This is a genomic window from Citrobacter rodentium NBRC 105723 = DSM 16636 (assembly GCF_021278985.1).
GTDB classification, from domain to species: domain Bacteria; phylum Pseudomonadota; class Gammaproteobacteria; order Enterobacterales; family Enterobacteriaceae; genus Citrobacter_A; species Citrobacter_A rodentium.
In genome coordinates this window covers 2,457,479-2,475,982 of record NZ_CP082833.1, presented here as the reverse complement: position 1 = coordinate 2,475,982, position 18,504 = coordinate 2,457,479, and the positions used below count along the sequence as shown (strand labels likewise).

General features: G+C 46.9%; 15 protein-coding genes and 2 pseudogenes. 13 read left to right on the top strand and 4 right to left on the bottom strand.

Annotation, left to right across the window (positions count from 1 at the left end):
• Nucleotides 1-5: 5 nt before the first annotated feature.
• On the bottom strand, nucleotides 6-224 hold the full coding sequence (locus tag K7R23_RS11780; protein WP_321029321.1) for a SymE family type I addiction module toxin: 219 nt from the start codon (nucleotides 222-224) through the stop codon (nucleotides 6-8).
• Nucleotides 225-314: 90 nt separating this feature from the next.
• On the opposite strand from K7R23_RS11780, the pseudogene K7R23_RS11775 reads away from it, so the two are divergent.
• The 3 genes and pseudogenes from K7R23_RS11775 to K7R23_RS11765 form a co-directional block, all read left to right on the top strand.
• Nucleotides 315-610 (top strand): annotated as a pseudogene (locus tag K7R23_RS11775) (site-specific tyrosine recombinase XerC); the annotation flags it as partial.
• Nucleotides 611-1,334: 724 nt separating this feature from the next.
• Nucleotides 1,335-1,733 (top strand): annotated as a pseudogene (locus tag K7R23_RS26045) (hypothetical protein); the annotation flags it as partial.
• 4 nt (nucleotides 1,734-1,737) lie between these two features.
• Nucleotides 1,738-2,112 carry a CDI toxin immunity protein gene (locus K7R23_RS11765; RefSeq protein ID WP_012907083.1) on the top strand — a complete coding sequence of 125 codons (375 nt, stop codon included), beginning with the start codon at nucleotides 1,738-1,740 and terminating at the stop codon, nucleotides 2,110-2,112.
• A gap of 45 nt (nucleotides 2,113-2,157) precedes the next feature.
• Here K7R23_RS11765 and K7R23_RS11760 read toward each other — a convergent pair whose 3' ends face one another.
• Nucleotides 2,158-2,244 (bottom strand): SymE family type I addiction module toxin, encoded by an 87-nt coding sequence (locus K7R23_RS11760; RefSeq protein WP_071820592.1) that lies wholly within the window; start codon nucleotides 2,242-2,244, stop codon nucleotides 2,158-2,160.
• A gap of 177 nt (nucleotides 2,245-2,421) precedes the next feature.
• On the opposite strand from K7R23_RS11760, the gene K7R23_RS11755 reads away from it, so the two are divergent.
• From K7R23_RS11755 to K7R23_RS11735, 5 genes are all read left to right on the top strand, one after another.
• A complete protein-coding gene (locus K7R23_RS11755; RefSeq protein WP_024132841.1) occupies nucleotides 2,422-2,883 on the top strand; it encodes a hypothetical protein in 462 nt (153 codons plus the stop codon).
• Between the two features lie 21 nt (nucleotides 2,884-2,904).
• The gene (locus tag K7R23_RS11750) at nucleotides 2,905-3,873 is read left to right on the top strand and encodes an IS5 family transposase (RefSeq protein WP_012904651.1); all 969 of its coding nucleotides are present in this window, start codon (nucleotides 2,905-2,907) and stop codon (nucleotides 3,871-3,873) included.
• A gap of 378 nt (nucleotides 3,874-4,251) precedes the next feature.
• A complete protein-coding gene (locus K7R23_RS11745) occupies nucleotides 4,252-4,509 on the top strand; it encodes a hypothetical protein (protein WP_043013344.1) in 258 nt (85 codons plus the stop codon).
• Nucleotides 4,510-4,947: 438 nt separating this feature from the next.
• Nucleotides 4,948-5,148 (top strand): hypothetical protein, encoded by a 201-nt coding sequence (locus K7R23_RS11740; RefSeq protein WP_012907087.1) that lies wholly within the window; start codon nucleotides 4,948-4,950, stop codon nucleotides 5,146-5,148.
• Between the two features lie 249 nt (nucleotides 5,149-5,397).
• Nucleotides 5,398-6,168 carry a LuxR C-terminal-related transcriptional regulator gene (locus K7R23_RS11735; RefSeq protein WP_232796120.1) on the top strand — a complete coding sequence of 257 codons (771 nt, stop codon included), beginning with the start codon at nucleotides 5,398-5,400 and terminating at the stop codon, nucleotides 6,166-6,168.
• A gap of 15 nt (nucleotides 6,169-6,183) precedes the next feature.
• Here K7R23_RS11735 and K7R23_RS11730 read toward each other — a convergent pair whose 3' ends face one another.
• A complete protein-coding gene (locus tag K7R23_RS11730; RefSeq protein ID WP_012907089.1) occupies nucleotides 6,184-6,819 on the bottom strand; it encodes an acyl-homoserine-lactone synthase in 636 nt (211 codons plus the stop codon).
• A 372-nt stretch (nucleotides 6,820-7,191) separates the two neighbouring features.
• Complete coding sequence (locus K7R23_RS11725; RefSeq protein ID WP_148222095.1) at nucleotides 7,192-7,473, bottom strand: hypothetical protein; 282 nt, start codon at nucleotides 7,471-7,473, stop codon at nucleotides 7,192-7,194.
• 86 nt (nucleotides 7,474-7,559) lie between these two features.
• Here K7R23_RS11725 and K7R23_RS11720 point away from each other — a divergent pair, with 86 nt between their 5' ends.
• From K7R23_RS11720 to K7R23_RS11700, 5 genes are all read left to right on the top strand, one after another.
• A complete protein-coding gene (locus K7R23_RS11720) occupies nucleotides 7,560-8,330 on the top strand; it encodes a tyrosine-protein phosphatase (protein WP_012907092.1) in 771 nt (256 codons plus the stop codon).
• 887 nt (nucleotides 8,331-9,217) lie between these two features.
• Nucleotides 9,218-9,676, top strand: a complete 459-nt coding sequence (locus K7R23_RS11715) for a phage tail assembly chaperone (RefSeq protein WP_024132842.1) — start codon at nucleotides 9,218-9,220, stop codon at nucleotides 9,674-9,676.
• Between the two features lie 127 nt (nucleotides 9,677-9,803).
• Nucleotides 9,804-14,678: a BapA/Bap/LapF family prefix-like domain-containing protein gene (locus K7R23_RS11710; RefSeq protein ID WP_081442316.1), complete on the top strand. Its 4,875-nt coding sequence runs from the start codon at nucleotides 9,804-9,806 to the stop codon at nucleotides 14,676-14,678.
• A 176-nt stretch (nucleotides 14,679-14,854) separates the two neighbouring features.
• Nucleotides 14,855-16,351 (top strand): TolC family protein, encoded by a 1,497-nt coding sequence (locus tag K7R23_RS11705; protein WP_012907096.1) that lies wholly within the window; start codon nucleotides 14,855-14,857, stop codon nucleotides 16,349-16,351.
• A gap of 13 nt (nucleotides 16,352-16,364) precedes the next feature.
• Entirely contained in the window at nucleotides 16,365-18,500 is a 2,136-nt protein-coding gene (locus K7R23_RS11700) for a type I secretion system permease/ATPase (protein ID WP_012907097.1), read from the top strand.
• Nucleotides 18,501-18,504 lie beyond the last annotated feature (4 nt).

Here is an 18,504-nt window from a genome sequence, read left to right as displayed (position 1 = left end):
TCCAGTTAGTTCCCTGAATAGCAGTAAGATCCGGCACATCGCCGGTATCGTTCAGCGCCCCCCGGAAATGCCTTGATCCACTGGATCATCTTGGGCCGGTTGACGCCGGCAACGCTTAAGCCCTCGGCGCAGCCGTACAGCTCGCGGGTGTTCTGGGTGGTGATAATGATGCAGTCCGGCATCACCCTAATCTTAATCGGCATGCCGTCGGTAAATCCCGCCAGCGGTATCCACTCGCCGCGTAAAAATATCGCGTTATGTACGGCCCGGCTGTAGAACTCGCAGCGGGTGGTCGGTTGCGGCGCTTCAGTTGCTACCGCTTTATCCTGTGGGCCTCAGAGCGCGGGGTGAACTACGCCGCTGAAGTGACGCGCCGGTGCTGGAGCGCTACCAGCGTTATCTGTTCCAGTATCGTAAGGCGAACGGGAAGCCGTTAAGCACGCGGACGCAGCGCACTGCGTTGCAGCCGCTTCAGGTGTGGTTCCGCTGGATGACGAAGCAGAATCTTATCCTGGCGAACCCGGCGGCGGACCTTGAGTTGCCGAGGCTGGAGAAGCGGTTGCCGCATCATATCCTGAGCGTGGAGGAGGTGGAGCAAGTGCTGGCGCTAAGGGCTTCACCTCGCCCCCGCCCCAACCCCGCTGCATCTGGCTTCGGCGGTTCGACACCGGCGCTTCCTGTGAGGATGGAGAGCCGCCTTCCATGCGCCTGAGGGCGCATCGGGGAGCGAGTCAAAAACTCCAGTGCGGTTAGTGAGATAAGCAATGGCAGCGGGTGACGCCGCTGCTATGATGCGGGGTGTGCAGGCCGGAAGGCCAAGGCGGGGCGGTAGCGTGTCGTGGTCGAAAAGTGCGTATCGGGGCATCGGGCATCGGTGGTCGGTCATCAAAACGCACAGGGAAAAAGTCGTTGTAACTTGCTGAACACGCTGGAAAAATCTCTCTTCGTCGCCGGACTTCGTAACGGATAAAGTTGTTGTGGAGAATAACTCGCTGAGTGGTGACCAGGCCCGTGAAGCGGCGGAACAGGCTACTGAATCCCTGAAAAATCAGGTAAGAGACAAACTGGGTGAAGGTACAACCTCGTCCATCGCAAACGGTATTATCAATGCCCTTGCTGATACCGGTGATGCAGCGTTAGGCTCAGCAGATTACGTAGCGGATGCGGCAATGGCGCTGGCATCATGCGCTGTGGGTGACAGCTATTGCAGCAAAGCGATAAGCGACCTGGCCGGGAAAAATCAGGCGGTGGCGGATACCGTTACCGCGCTGATGCAGGGTGAAACCTGGTCTACAGTTGCGGACACAGTTAAACAGGCTGCCGGAGGAAATCAGGCAGCGCCGGAAGCCACAGGCGGGTTACTGGCAGGCATTATGTTGCCAGGGAAGAAAGTACCAAGTCCAGCGACTCGAATTGAAACAATGTTAAAAACTGAGAAAAACTGGGAAAGTGCTCGAAATAAGGCGTTAAATATTGTGGGTAATTTAGGTGCTGACTCTAAGCCTGTAATTGGGCGGTTAGAAGTGAGTGCTGGGAATGGAAAAATAATTGGACGTCAATCTAATGATGATAAGGTTGGTTGGCGTGTTGATTATGATCCTGAAAAGGGAACGCACATCAACGTATGGGATTACTCTCAAGGGAAAGGGCCGGGCAAAGCAGTCAAGCAGGTTATACCATTTGAAGGTAATGAAAAAGCGTTTGAAACCATATTAAAACAGTTGAATAGGTAGAAAAATGACTTTATTTGATGAGTGTAAAGAGGCCCTTAGTGCTGATTTCGAAGTGCTTGAAGGTCAGAAAGAGAAGGATGCGCTTAATATTTTGCATAAATTCCCATTTATTAATGGGAATTTATTATGGGATAATTTTAACTATTCAGATTACGAAGATATAAATCATCTCATATCCGATTATTATAATAAAAATCATGATGTTTTCGTTTTTGTGGATAACATTAACATTCCTATTTTTAGAACTAACCTAGTATTGGTTGCTGAAAATATTTATGACGTTACAGCTTTATCTCCTAAATTGTTCATTTTTAACAATGAGTTGATATTACAACCTCTATTTCCAACAGACATAATTCGTCTAGGTATAAAGAATTAGAGATATATTAAATTCCGGCGTTAACACCGAGATTTTTTTTACCCGTCAGCCCCTGACCGGCTCGATCACAAGTCGTCCCAGTTCCACGCTGACCATAACCGGCGTGTCGGTACTGAATCCCGCCTCCGCCAACCAGTTCCCCCTTCAGGCGTAGGCCAGGGCTGATGGGATAACAAGTGGTTATGCGGGTACATGATCTTTAACAGCGTCGGGGAAAAGGGAAAACAGGGAGCAAAAACGCGTATCGGGGCGTTGTGTCCGGTTCAGCGAAATGTACCGGGAAAAGTGGTTATAACCTGCTGAGAGGACATGGAAAACCCTAGTCCGGCGGCCGGGTTCGCAACGGAAGACGTTGTTGTTGAGAATAACTCGCTGAGTCCTGGAGCAGGAGATATCGGTTTCTGGTTAGGTAAAACATCAGACTGTGACGTCACTTGTAAAGCTAACATTGCAAAAGGAGTTGCAGAGGGAAACTTGATTGTCGCAGGTGGTGTAACCATCGTTGCTGCTACCACTGAGGTTGCTATTTTAGCAAGGGCAACTCTTGCAGGATGCCAATCCGCGCCTGTAGTTTGTCTGAACGAAGCAGGTATAATGGTAGCGGAATCGGCAGTACCGGGCGGTGTTGGTGCCGGTGGTGCAATAGGGATAGGCAAGACTGCATCAGAAGCAGCGGCTGCCAAAGCCGAGGCTCTGGCTGTTAATGCACTGAAAAATACAGGAAAGTCGACAACTCTTGTTAAAAGCTTAGGAAATGTCAGGCTTTGTTGAATAAATCGAACTTTTGCTGAGTTGAAGGATCAGATCACGCATCCTCCCGACAACACAGACCATTCCGTGGCAAAGCAAAAGTTCAGAATCACCAACTGGTCCACCTACAACAAAGCTCTCATCAACCGTGGCTCCCTCACTTTCTGGCTGGATGATGAGGCGATTCAGGCCTGGTATGAGTCGGCAACACCTTCATCACGAGGAAGGCCCCAGCGCTATTCTGATCTCGCCATCACCACCGTTCTGGTGATTAAACGCGTATTCCGGCTGACCCTGCGGGCTGCGCAGGGTTTTATTGATTCCATTTTTGCCCTGATGAACGTTCCGTTGCGCTGCCCGGATTACACCAGTGTCAGTAAGCGGGCAAAGTCGGTTAATGTCAGTTTCAAAACGTCCACCCGGGGTGAAATCGCACACCTGGTGATTGATTCCACCGGGCTGAAGGTCTTTGGTGAAGGCGAATGGAAAGTCAGAAAGCACGGCAAAGAGCGCCGTCGTATCTGGCGAAAGTTGCATCTTGCTGTTGACAGCAACACACATGAAGTTGTCTGTGCAGACCTGTCGCTGAATAACGTCACGGACTCAGAAGCCTTCCCGGGCCTTATCCGGCAGACTCACAGAAAAATCAGGGCAGCCGCGGCAGACGGGGCTTACGATACCCGGCTCTGTCACGATGAACTGCGCCGCAAAAAAATCAGCGCGCTTATTCCTCCCCGAAAAGGTGCGGGTTACTGGCCCGGTGAATATGCAGACCGTAACCGTGCAGTGGCTAATCAGCGAATGACCGGGAGTAATGCGCGGTGGAAATGGACAACAGATTACAACCGTCGCTCGATAGCGGAAACGGCGATGTACCGGGTAAAACAGCTGTTCGGGGGTTCACTGACGCTGCGTGACTACGATGGTCAGGTTGCGGAGGCTATGGCCCTGGTACGAGCGCTGAACAAAATGACGAAAGCAGGTATGCCTGAAAGCGTGCGTATTGCCTGAAAACACAACCCGCTACGGGGGAGACTTACCCGAAATCTGATTTATTCAACAAAGCCGAAATGTCAATGAATTCCTTTCCTCTCAATCAATAAATATTAATAAGAAATTAGGTACAAAAATAGGACAAGGTCGTTTACCTTATGCCGCTGGTAAAGAGGGGATTGAACAAGCGAAGTTGACTATAAAAGAAACTTTAGAAAATGCAACACAAATTAGCCCAGTAATCCCAAGTTCTTCTGTTCGCGGAGATTACGACCTAATTCATGTGTATAGTTCAAAAACTAATAGCACAGTTAGCTTGAGAATTTTATCTAATGGTAAGTATGAGTTTGATACATTAATACCTGAAAAATCATCAAAATTTTAAAAGGAGTGAAGATGCTTGTTAGTGAACATATTAAAGATTTTCGAGGGCGTTCATTTTTTATAAATAATGAATTAGTTTGCGAAATACTAATGTTATTTTTTCGAACATCTATTTCAGGCTGGGTATCATTAAGTATCAATGAAGGTATCGCGATTTTTTCGCAGGTAGAATCAGAACCATTTTTATTAGATCTTAATGAAATAAACGATGAGTTCGCCTATCCTATAAAAAATATACCGCAACTAACTGATTATATTGAAAAAAAATAGTGTCATTATATGAATATAGAATTAAAGAAGTAGAAAATGGATGCATAGGTATATATGTAGAATGTAACATAGGTGGGTTTAGCATACTGGAAGATGATGGGAATTTATCCATTATTAATGATGTATATGAGGGTTTTAAGGAAGAGGTTTTTTTATATAAACTAGAAGATCATCATTAATGAATAACTCGCCAGCACTGGTTGCAAAACACAGTGAAGTTGTAGCCCTGAGCAAAAAAATCCCTGGTCTGAGTATAATAATAAGGGTCAAGTTTATACAATAAATTAAAGTCCCTCTTAGAAAGAGGCCATTTAAAAAAATCTAAGCAATAATTATTCGAGTTATTGGGATCAGCTACAGGTTATTTCGTAGTCCGAAAGCACTTGATGTCGTAAACCAGTAAACGGTAGAGCATACTTCATTAATTTGATAGGATGAATGGACGTAATATCTGTTTCAGGGAAACAAGCCCAATTAACTATTCGTGAGAATGGGTTAATAATCCTGAATACAGCTTTGAATGAAATTTGTAATGGCATTTCTGTTCCAGAGTCTAAAACAAGAATCGGGATTTCTAAAGAAGAAGTTTGTACATTGATTAATGATATAAGCCTTGTTTTAGACAATATGATTGTTTAAAAGATCCCGACCACCGAACCGGGATCGTTCCTCCCGATCTTACTAAAAACGCCCGTTCACGCGATTGCTCACTGGCAGATTACTCACGTCTATTCTGCCCCCTTCCCCCTTACTGAATAGCTCAATGCAATGTATACGACTAACACATCCCTCCTTCTCAAACGAAAAATCAGCGGGTAGCGGAGACACTATGACCTTACAGTAACAAGTAACAGGTTTGGCGCCGTTCGCTTCGCTTTGACATTGTCATTGCAAACCCTATCTTTTTACAGGCTAACGACGCAGACTATACATCTTCAACCATTCATCCAAGAGGCTGTAACTGACGTGAAGGATACGTACTACAATGACAAAGGAATCAATGCGTTAATCCAGAATGAGCTGAATAAGGTCTTTGAGGTCTACAAAGATACGACCTATGCCTACGCGATAGTAAACAAGAAAGACCCCTCGCAAATGCGGATAATCAATAATAATCCGCAGTGGTTCGATATCTATCTGGAAAGAAAATACCAGTTTATCGATCCGGTTATTATCCGGGCGTTGAGCAGCGTAGAAGATTTTTACTGGGAGAACAAAGTTCTCTTGTCAGGCGGTTACAACCTGACGCGCATTTTCAATGAAAGTTCTGAACATAACATCTACCAGGGGCATACGTTTCCGCTGCATGATTATCTGAACAATCTGGTTGTACTGTCCATTATCAGCCACAAAGACTCGGGCATTGATATGACAGCGAATCGTTCATATTTTATGCACTTTCTCGTTCAGCTACATCAGAAAACACTCAATCTTTACAGTAAAGTGCATCAGAAAAAGAATGTTTTCTTATCGCCGCGGGAACGGCAAATTCTGAAATGGGTCAGCGCCGGGAAAACCTACGCAGAAGTTTCGCTGATTTTATCTATTACCGAACGAACGGTGAAATTTCATATGAGCAATGCGATGAAGAAGCTCGGGGTAAATAACGCCAGACATGCGGTAAAACTCGGCATGGAGCTCAGATTACTGGATAACTGAGCCCCGGATACCTGCTTACATACGGCGCAGTTGTTGAAGCATCTCACGCAGCCAGTCACCAGCTTTGTCTTTGCTGATGATGTCTTCGACAGCGCTTGTGCTGGCAGGCATGAAGATATAGTAGATAGTTTCGCCCTTCTCAGAAAGCCCCTTCTGAATGACCTCCACCTTCCAGTTCGCATGACGAAAGATGGCATACATGCCGCGGCTGGCGACAGCGTACATTCCCCGATACTGCCGTTTCATACAATAGATTATCATCGCGAGAAAAAGCGCTTTACTCACAGGCATACCACGCAAATTACCGGAGTCGCGTCTTTCTTTATCCAGGAACAGGCGGCTGATTTCACAGCAGGGAATATCGGTGGGAAGCTTTATATCATCAAAGTAAGCATGGAATATTTCGCTGATCATCGTAGGATGCGTCGCATCGATAAAGCGCGCGCCGCAAAGCAGCTGACCGTCATGCATACCTAACAGGTAGGTCGTGTTTTCGTTGTCAAATTGATCTTTCTCCTGGTCGTCGATGCATTCAACCTTCCAGTCGAGTCGTTCACGAAATGTTCTTTTTCTGAGCCGGTAGAGTTCTCGGGCAAAACCTGGCGGCAATTCATCGTAATCATGCAAAAAAAACTCAACAACAGAGTTCATTGTTATTCCTGATAATCACACACTGAAATTATTATCCCCTGTCTTTTAGGACAGCTTTTTTTTATGTCGGGTCTTACCTATACTTAAAAAATACCTGACCAACAGCACTCGCAATGCATACTGGTCAGGGGGTCAAAGACCAACGCAACACCAGGGATAAATCCGCACGGGATTATCTTACATTTGTACTCTCGGGTACAGAATGCAATAAGCACTTGAAGCATAAAAAACGATTAAAGTACGATAAATATCAAATAACTATAATTAATCTGTTGCCCCTTGGGTTTTCAAGGGGTAATATTTTCGATCGCGTCAGATTCATATAATCCACTCTGCAACACCCCTCCTTAATATCCTGTTACACATGCTTAATCACATCCCTCTATACCACTGCCGCAGGACGGCTCGGATAGCTCTGGTTAAAGGTCTGCGTTGCATAATACTGGCTTTTGTTATAAGAGTACAAAGCTCATAAAATGTACCGTTTTCTTTTTCGGTATAACGTGGCAATGGCGCAAGAGCTTCCAGCGTGATGCCACGCAACCGAAAAGTGCCAGCGGAGAAAGATAACGAAACATGATACTCTCCGTTTAATGATGCCTGAGATGTATGGGTCATCGCAGTGAGCAATACCGTGAATCGATCGGTAGCCATTGCCGGCATTATCCGGGCAGACAACAAAATGTAAGGCCCGACATTCGGGCCTGAGACTGGAACCAGAATGTTTACAGGGAGGAAATATGGTAACCAGCCAGAGATACCATCCGGCTTTTTTAACGCTGCAGGGCGGTATCAACTTTCGTGACATGGGCGGTCAGCGTACCGTCGATGGTCGCCGCGTACGCACGGGAAAATTACTCCGTTCCGGTTCGCTACACATGATAACGACAGATGACGTAAAACATCTGGACTCAATCCCGCTTAGTCGGGTGATAGATTATCGTGACCCGGACGAAGTGAATCGCTGCCCCGATAACCTGAATAAACAAGCCCACTACCTTAACGCCCCTGCCAATCCGCTCATTCACGACGTGAATGCAAAAGTAACCCATTTTAACGCCGCCACGCTTAATGACCTCAATGGCGAACAGTTTATGCTGGAGCTTTATCGCCAGCTGCCGTTCAATAATGCTGCCTATCGCCAGCTTGCCGGATGGCTGATGGAGCCTTTCGACGGCGCGCTGTTACAGCATTGCGCGGTGGGTAAAGATCGTACCGGCGTTGGCTGCGCTCTGACGCTGTTCGCCCTCGGCTGCGATCGCCACACGGTGATGGAAGAATATCTGCTCACCCAGGTTGAAGATGAGTTGCTCAATATGCTGGGTGAAAGCCTCAGCGCGCAGGGAAGACAGACCCTTGCCGACATCCTGACGGTAAAAGAGTCATATCTTGCGTCGGCGCTTACAGCCATTCACGACCGTTATGGCAACATTGCCGCATGGCTAAACGAGGAGTTTCAGCTGACGCCGCAGGCCTGCGCTTTGATGCAGGAGAGACTGCTTGAAGGGTAGCGCCAGGTCAATCGTATAAGGATCGCCAGATGGTATTAAACAGTTGGCAGGCTCTTGTAACGGATTCACTATGACTTAATAAACTGTGTTTTGATATCTACACGCCCCCCATTCGGCGCTCTCCGGGCGCCGTTCAGCAAGTTCACGCCCTCCCTTTTCTGCAACAAATATCCGTTGTCGGCTACCGGAATCCAGATATTTGCGCTCCCTATTACATGTCGTCAAATTCACGACTCTCTTTATCAAATCAATTCTGGAATTAAACGCGTTCTTCACAAACAAATTCCTTACCGCTCACGGCGAAATTAGGAATACACTTTGAGCATTTTTCTTAAATTCATCACGCTATTCTGCTTAAGGGTTTTTCTTATTTACCAAGATGTTTAGTATTGAGCAGGAGTCGCCTGTTGTCGCCTCTTTGAGTGGTTTTTAAGATATAAATGGAGATATTGACTGGAGTGTAAGCTAAAAAGTGGTAAATTTTTTCAATTAAACAAATTCATTACCATGACATTCAAGTTAATTCAATTGTTTCTTGTTTACCAGTAAAGGGAGGATGTATAGAAAAAAGAAAAGTGCCTGAAAACAAATCCCACTACAAAAATACAACTGGTGGTGTATCCAGATAACATTAACGAGAAATCTGGATACTGATAGTAAGCCACATGCCCCCCTGGATAAACGGCCAAACGGGAGGTTGCACTGCGCTAACAACTTCTCAGGCTGATATCTGACGGTGTGTGGTTCATTCACTGGTGCTGTGGAAATGATTTTCGAACGGGTAGTAACCACTCCAACTGTCTGGGGGTAACCAAATATTCTTTCAGGAGGAGAGACGGCGGCCTTCTCCTGAGAAACCCACAACCCCGCCAGAGAACACATTAATTATGGAAAATAAAGAAATTATCTTAAACGACAAGAAGTTTATGTTAGTTAAATTACAAGCGTGGAATCGCCTGATGTTCGTCGCTGATTTACAAAAAGATATTCTGGCGCCTCTGTTGGATAACCTGGGAGAAAAATCTCTTGATGGCCTTTTTTCAGCCGTATCAGACCAGGACAACAAGCCAGATGTAATGAAGTTATTAAAGTCACTCTCAACGGTTATTGATAGTCGTAATTTAGAAAAGTGGGTAAAGAGAGTACTTTCAGAGGGGATGATTGTTTACATCAAAGAGGATGAACAAAAAGTAAAACTGTCTTTCCATGAACTAACAAAATTATTCTCTACACCTCAGGATATCATCATGCTGATGAAAGAAGCGATTGCTTTCAATCTCGACGGTATTCTCGACATCATTAAGAACATGGGAAAGGAAAAAACTGACAAGCCACAGCTAAGCTAAGGGATTTTGCTTTCTATGTATAGGAAAACATATCGAATCAGGAAATGGAATTAAGGATGTTCCCATATGAGTTGTACCCGATCACTGTGTGTTTTCTTATTTGCAAATAAATTTGGGACTGATATCTATGAATGGAACAATTGATTTTTTCTCGCCATCAGGCGAAAAGCTTACAAGCGCGGCAGGCATGACAGGGGTAGCCCCTGCTCAAAGTGGAGCGATCCGCTTACCTGTTTCAGCAAGGGATGTCACGGGAGTACAGAAGGAAAATAATACTCTTACTATCCTGTTGAAAGATAATCAGAAAATTGTCATCAAAGACTTTTTCGGCGACAAGAAAAAGAAGCTGGTTTTCGACGATGGCAAGGAGATTTTTGAAGGCGATTATCTCGTAAAAGAACAATTCAACGGTCTGCAATTTAAACCATTACAGAGCATTGATGAAATATTTGAAGGAGCTGAAACGGCCGCAAACGCCAGTGAAGAGTATTTTTGGGTCGTACCTTTAATTGCGGTAGCCGCGGCAAGCGGTCTCGCGATTGCTGTAGTCAATAACAATAACGATAGCAGCAGTCATCATAAGAGTCAGGATACAACCAACGATAACCTTGCTGGCGTCAAAGGCGACGCCAGCAAGGCGATCGACGATATGTCTCACCTGAGCGATGCGCAGAAGGATAACGCCCACAAGGCCGTTGACAATGCGACCGACGTTGCGGCCGTGGAACAGGCCGTTGCCGATGCTGCCAAAGATAACCTTGCGGGCGCCAAAAGTGATGCCAGCAAGGCAATCGACGATATGTCTCACCTGAGCGACGAGCAGAAGGATAACGCCCATAACACTGTTGACAATGCAACTGATGTCGCGGTCGTGGAACAGGCCGTTGCTGATGCTGCCGCGCAGAATCTGGAGAGCGCCAAATCGGAAGCGACTCAGACCGTGAATGACATGGCATACCTGAGCGATGATCAGAAAACTCAGGCGAAGGAAGCCATCCAGGCTGCGACTACCGTTCAGGACGTAGAAAAAACCGTTGCCAATGCTGCCGCGCAGAATATCGAGAGCGCCAAATCGGAAGCAGCTCAGGCCGTGGATGACATGGCCTACCTGAGCGGCGAGCAGAAAACTCAGGCGAAGGAAACCATCCAGGCTGCGACTACCGTTCCGGACGTGGAAAAAACCGTTGCCAATGCTGCCGCGCAGAATCTGGAGAGCACCAAATCGGAAGCGACTCAGGCCGTGGATGACATGGCCTACCTGAGCGATGAGCAAAAGGATAATGTCCAGAAGGCTGTTAACGACGCGACCGATGTGGCGACTGTGGAACAGGCCGTTGCCGGTGCTGCCAACGATAACCTTCAGGCCGCCAAAAACGATGCCGACAAGGCGATCGACGAGATGTCACACCTGAGTGATGAGCAGAAGGACAACGCCCACCAGGCCGTTAATGATGCGACCGACGTGGCGACCGTAGAACAAACTGTTGCCGATGCCGCCGGAGATAGCCTTCAGACTGCCAAAGTCGACGCCGACAAAGCGATCGACGAAATGTCACACCTGAGCGATGAGCAGAAGGATAGCGCCCACCAGGCCGTTAACGATGCGACCGACGCTGGAGGTGTGGAAGAGGCCGTTATCAATGCTGCCGCACAGGATCTGGAAAGCGCCAAATCGGAAGCGCTTCAGGCCGTGGACGACATGGCATACCTGAGCGATGAGCAGAAGACTCAGGCGAAGGAAACCATCCAGACGGCGACTACCGTTCCGGACGTGGAAAAAACCGTTACTGATGCTGTTGCACAGAATCTGGAGAACGCCAAATCGGAAACGAATCAGGCCGTGGATGACATGGCATATCTGAGCAACGAGCAGAAGGATACCGCCCACCAGGCCGTTAACGACGCAACTGACGTGGCGGCCGTGGAACAGGCCGTTGCTAACGCTGTCGGCGATAACCTTCAGGCTGCCAAAGACGGCGCTGGCAAGGCGATCGATGAGATGGCGTATCTGAGCGACGAGCAGAAAGATATCGCCCACCAGACCGTTAACGACGCGACCGACGTGGCGGCCGTGGAACAGGCCGTTGCTAACGCTGTCGGCGATAACCTTCAGGCTGCCAAAGACGGCGCTGGCAAGGCGATCGATGAGATGGCGTATCTGAGCAACGAGCAGAAGGATAGCGCCCACCAGGCCGTTAACAATGCGACCGACGTGGCGGTCGTGGAACAGGTCGTTGCCGGAGCTTCTGGCAATAACCTTCTGGCTGCCAAAGACGGCGCTGGCAAGGCCATCGACGAGATGGCATATCTGAGCGACGAGCAGAAGGATATCGCCCACCAGGCCGTTAACAATGCGACCGACGTGGCGGCCGTAGAGCAGGCCGTTGCTAACGCTGTCGGCGATAACCTTCTGGCTGCCAAAGATGGCGCTGGCAAGGCCATCGATGAGATGGCGTATCTGAGCGACGAACAGAAGGATATCGCCCACCAGGCCGTTAACAATGCGACCGACGTGGCGGCCGTCGAACAGGTCGTTGCCGGAGCTTCTGGCGATAACCTTCTGGCTGCCAAAGATGGCGCTGGTAAGGCCATCGACGAGATGGCGTATCTGAGCGACGAGCAGAAGGATAGCGCTCACCAGGCCGTTAACAATGCGACCGACGTGGCGGCCGTGGAACAGGTCGTTGCTAATGCCGCCAGCGATAACCTTCAGGCTGCCAAAGAGGAAGCTGGCAAGGCGATCGACGAGATGCCTAACCTTAGCGACGAGCAGAAGGATAATGCCCATCAGGCCGTTAACGATGCAACCGACGTAGCGGCCGTGGAAAAAGTACTTGGCGATGCAATCAGCCTCAATGATGAAAACAATCCTACATTCCTGGATTCGTTGTTCAATATGGTTGGGAATATCGTCGGTGGCATATGGGATGTCATTACTGCAATTCCTAAAGGTCTGTTAGAGGCGCTCAAGTCGGTCGTTTCGTCGTTAGGTGATTACCACTTTACGCTCGAGTCAGCACCCGCAGCCCTGACCGGTGCCGCACTGGTCATTTGGGAAGCCGCGGTTGAAATTATCCACGCCCCATTAAGCTTCCTGTCTAATTTGGTTCAGTGGATTACAGGCTTCACCACAGGTGTTCTCGGAGGGATTTGGGGACCGTTAGGTTTAATTCCTCACTTCCTGAATGGCGTGTTAATTATCATAGATGGTGTGTTTAACGCCGCTAAAGCCATCATCGAAAGCATTGGCGTTGGCGTTATTTCCATCCCGGCGATCATTACAGGGTCAATTGCCTGGGCGATTAACCTTGGTAAAGGGCTTTGCGCTGTGTTGAGCGGTGACTCCTCCGCGATGGAAGAGTTCATCAATAACATCTCACAATCGCTTTCCCAAAACCCACTTATTCCATTATTACTGGGTGATTTATTCGTCGCCATAATGCTTATCCCTAAACTGGCCGTAGAGGGCATAGGCGTCGCAGCAGAATGGATACTGGGGATCATTACAGGGATTCTACAGGTTATCCCGGGAATAATTCCTGTCGCGGGTATAGTCTCTGATTTACCACTTGCCATTGATGGTGTTGTTATTGCCATTCATTATGGCGTAAGCAATGTTGTCAACCTGATCACGAAGCTGGGCATGGCGTTGATCATGGGGATCCCAATTGGTATCAGCACGGGGACCTCGCTGGTCACTATTGTTGAATCCTTTATAAAAGGTATGCTGGGGCTTAGCTCAGATGAGGACGTAGCCAGTAATCCGATCAATGATTTTATTGATGATATTATCAACTTTATTGATTCGCCAATCAGCGGAATCGGAGAAATTATATCCTCAATCGTGAGTGGCATTGGGCAATTCATCAGCAACCCGCTCGGCACTATCGGTGATATGATTCAGGGGGTTATTGATCTGATCCTCAGCCCATTCAAGGGTATTATTGATGCCGTTGGATCCTTCGTTGATTTTATCACCAGTCCGTTTGAGGCTGCGGGTGGTTTTATTGGCGATATAATAGAAGGCATCGGCAACATCATTAGTAATCCATTCGGCGCTATCGGCGAGATGGTCCAGAATGTTATTGATCTGATTATCAGCCCGTTCAAGGGTATTATTGATGCAGTGGGTTCCATCATTAACGTTGTTACCCATCCGGTTGATGCAATATTTAACCTGATCGGCGATTCAGTAGGCCTGGCATTCAAATTTATCACTGACCCACTCGGAACAATTACCGAATTGTTCAATAATGTCATTGATACTATCCTGAGCCCGTTTAAGGGAATCATTGATTTTGTAGGATCGATTATTTATGGCATTACTCATCCGCTGGAAACGCTCGCTAATATTTTTAACGATATTGTAGCGAAGATCTTTGGCGGCTCATCCACCGAAACGACTGAAGTTGTTGCCGAATCGTTCAATGCCATTATTGATACTGTTGAAACGGCAGTCGAGGTCGCGACGCCAGCGGCCAAAGCCGTTGATGATCTGCTCGTTCATGCAGAGGCTACTGTTGAGAAAATCCTGAGCGCCCCGGTTGAACTCGTCTTTGGTGAGAACAACGAAAACAGCGTATCTGTCAACGAGCTGGCAGAAATCACGAGTACGCTCAATGAATTAGCGGGATACGCAGATACCAACGTTGTTTCGCTCACCGATATGGCTGAAGCGAAGCCTTCACAGGTAGCGGTTACCCCAGCTGTAAGCGAAGAGCTTACCGCTACCGCTGACGTACAGCCTTCGCAGGAAGCGATTACGCCAGCTGTAAGCGAAGAGCTTACCGCTGTACAGCTCACTTCTCTCCTTGAAGAAAATAGCCCCAGCGAAGTGGATTTGGATTCTCTCATTGGTACAGAAAGCACTCTTACCGTAGCGGAAACTCATATTCCTGAGCAGCAACACAGCGTCGAAGAGACTGGAGGATATAGCGTACTGAATAAAATTATCACTCAGCTACAGTTAAATGAAGATAGTTATCATTTTGCTGCGGCATAATATTAATTAACCCACTTTCCCAACCGCTTTATACCTTAGCGGTTGGGATTGTTCAGCCACTTGTTTTCCAACAATGTGGCTTTTTATCAGCGCTATGAAGTATCTCTTCATTACGGAGACCAAAACTATCAGCATGGAATGTTAACGCGTTATATTATAATTCAGGGAGATATACAGTGAGATTTATTCATAAAACATTATTCTATTTATCCGTTGCCATGGGAAATCTGTTAACGATCGCGGATGCCTTCTGTGAACCAGAAACGTTTTCCGTCTCATTTGTTAATGAGGAAAAATCATCAGTAACGCCAGCTAGTTCAGAATCCCCAAAAGACCGACCTGGTGAGGATCCTGTCGTATACTTCAAGCCCGCTTTGGCAAAGAAACAACCTGTCGTGGAATCCAAATCCACGACAGCGTCTCAACAAAGTCTCCCCTCTTCAAAAGGAAAATATAGCCTGTACAACGCAATGTGGATGGCAGTTAGCTGGCACCCTGAAATTAAACGGGCAAAAGCTGAAATTGAAAGATTAAAGTCTATGGTAGATGAGGTCAGAGCTGGCTATTATCCTAATATAGAGATGGGTATTAATTCCGGACTGGAAAAAGATGATTACACTGACGACAATAATAAAACCAATCAGCTAAACGTCTCAATTGAACAGATGATTTATGATTTTGGCGGCACTGGCGACCGGGTTGAGCTCTCTGAACTCAACGTCGCCAATGCGGGTTATGAAGTTGAAAAACAAATTAACGATATCCTCTATCAAACCATTGGGGCCTATTTGCAGATAGTTCGTTATCATCAACTCAGTGAAGCCGCAAAAGATCGCATTGACGGTTTTTCGAGGATCAGAGACATAACAAAAAAACGCGTCGTTCTGGGGGCCAGCGCAGAATCTGACTACTCTCAGGCCAACCTGAGAGTATCCGAGTCACTCTCGAACTATAATGATTATATCTCTCAGTATGAAAAATGGTCGGCAACGCTGGACTACCTGGTAAATAAAAAAATTTCCGCCGGGATTGTCATGGAAATCCCGGACGAAGTGGAAGAACTCTATAATAATTTATTACGCGATAACCCAACAAATATTGACTCCCCAGCTATCAGGATTGCCCGGGCCAAAATCGATATTGCGAAAAAAGAAATTGATGTACAAAAAAACGGACATTATCCGAAAATAGTATTTGCACCTTACTATGAACATGATTTAACAGCCCAGTCATCCAGTAATGACACTACCAGAAATCGCGATCGTTATGGCGCATTTATAAATGTAAAAGTCCCGCTTTATCAGGGTGGTTCTGTGTCATCTAAGGTACAGCAAGCACAAGAAGCGCTCTCTACCGCACAATTTAACTTCGATGCTGAACAGAATAATGCCAAACAGAAAATAACGGAATTCTCAAGCCAGATGAGAAACACTAAAATTAGTCTGGAAAACAAAATAGAGAAACAAAAAAGCGCCATACGAACCCGCGATCTGTATATGGCACAGTATCTGGAATTAGGCACCCGCTCATTCTCCGATTTGACCAGCGCTGAGGCTGAGATCCACCAGACCAGGACAGACATTATTAACAGTAATTATACGGTATCGAACCTTTCTCTGGAAAGCCTCTACTATGCCGGGAAACTCATAAATTTATTAAAAACCAAAGGATGATATAGTGCAAGATATGGATTTCTTTTCCTTTATGGAAAATGACAATGACGCCAAACAGTACTATCTGGAACAATGGAAAAGTGCGTTAGTAAATATCGCCCACCATTATCGACTCAATGTTTCAGAGCAGAACATTCTGATAACATCTTTATGGCATGACAATGAGTCAACCAGCAAAGTCATAGAAATCATGACGCGTCGAGCCGGGCTTTCTTTTAAAGAAGAATCGGTTGATAGCTCCCGGCTTAACGCCTGGCTATTTCCTCAGGTGCTGGAAATGAAAGATGGCCGTCTGGCTATTATCAAAAGCATTGATGAGGATAAAAACTTTGTTGTCTCGTTTATTGACGATGGCGATCTCATCTCGTTAGTTCAGGAGGAGCAGCTACGTCAAGAAGGACGCCGAATCATCACCCTGAGGCCGGCCAAAAACGTCCCCGATGCCCGCATTGACGATTATATCAAGCCGACGGAAAAGTACTGGGTCTGGCGAATTATTTTTGCGGACATGAAGCCATACTATCTGGTCATACTGGGCTCCCTGTTTGTCAATATTCTCGGCCTGGCCGGCATTACATACTCGATGCAGACTTACGATCGGGTCATTCCTGCACAGTCCTATCCCACAATGTGGGTGCTTTTTATCGGCGTGATTCTGGCGCTGATTTTTGATTTCACCCTACGCTTAATCCGTTATAGCGTAACCGATATTCTCGGAAAACGCGCGGATTTGATTATTTCAGACAGGGTATTTGGCCGGGCCCTGAGGATTAAAAACCCCTACCGTCCGAAATCAACCGGTTCATTTATTTCTCAGCTAAAAGAGCTGGAGCAGGTGCGTGAAATGATGACCTCTTCGACGGTCGTCGCCATTACGGATTTGCCGTTCTTCTTTATGTTCCTGGTGATTATCTATTTTTTGGGTGGGATTGTCTTCCTTGTCCCTCTCGCTGGGGCAATTCTCATGGTGCTCCCTGGCTTAATGAGCCAAAAGAAACTTTTTCGCCTGGCTAATACCGCTATGCGAGAATCCAGCCTGCGTAATGCCATGCTGGTTGAAACAGTTCAGGGGCTGGATGACATCAAATTTTTACAGGCTGAGCATCGCTTTCAACAGCAATGGCTGCATTACATTAAGACGACCGCTGAAAATAGCCTGGAACTAAAGCATCTGACCCATACATTAACCACCTGGTCTTACTTCGTGCAAAGTTCGGTGTTCGTTTGCCTGATCCTGGTGGGGACTCCCTTTGTTATGTCCGGCGATCTCTCTACCGGTGCATTAGTCGCCTCCTCAATTCTCAGTTCAAGAATGATGGCGCCTGTCGCGCAGATCGCCAATATCCTCACCCGCTGGCAACAAACCAAAGTGGCGATGACAGGTCTGGACTCGATTATGCAGTTACCCGTTGACCAGCCGGAACATCAGAGATTGATCCATAAGAAATTTATCGAAGGCAGATATTCGATTAAAAATGCCGCCTTTACGCATCACGCCGATAGTCAAAAAATAGCGGTGAGCATTGATTCGCTGGAGATCAAAGCAGGTGAGCGCATCGCCATTCTTGGGCGCAACGGTTCGGGGAAATCATCGCTGTTAAACGCGCTTGCCGGAATGATGTGCCAGAGGTCCGGTGATGTGATTCTGGATGGTATTAACATCAACGATATCGATCCCGCCGATCTGCGCCGTGATATTGGATATCTGAGCCAGAACTCCCGCCTTTTTTTCGGTTCCATTCGGGAAAATATTACGCTGGGCTCCCCGATGGCGCAGGATAACGATATTATTAATGCCATCAGGCTCACCGGGGCGATTAACTTTATTAACCAGCTGCCATCGGGTTTAGATTATATTATTCAGGAAGGTGGTCACGGTCTTTCAGGCGGGCAGCAGCAAACAATCTTACTGGCAAGACTGGTGCTGCGTAATCCTAATATTGTGATTATGGATGAACCCACCTCCTCTCTTGATGATGTTACGGAAAATGAGTTCGTCAAAAATATGGGCAACTGGATTGCTGGCAAAACAGTTATTATTGCCACTCATCGCAAGAAAATACTGGATCTTGTTAATCGGACCATCGTTTTATCTGGCGGTAAAGTTGTATTAGATAAAAGCAAGAGTGACATTATTGATGATATGTAACCGA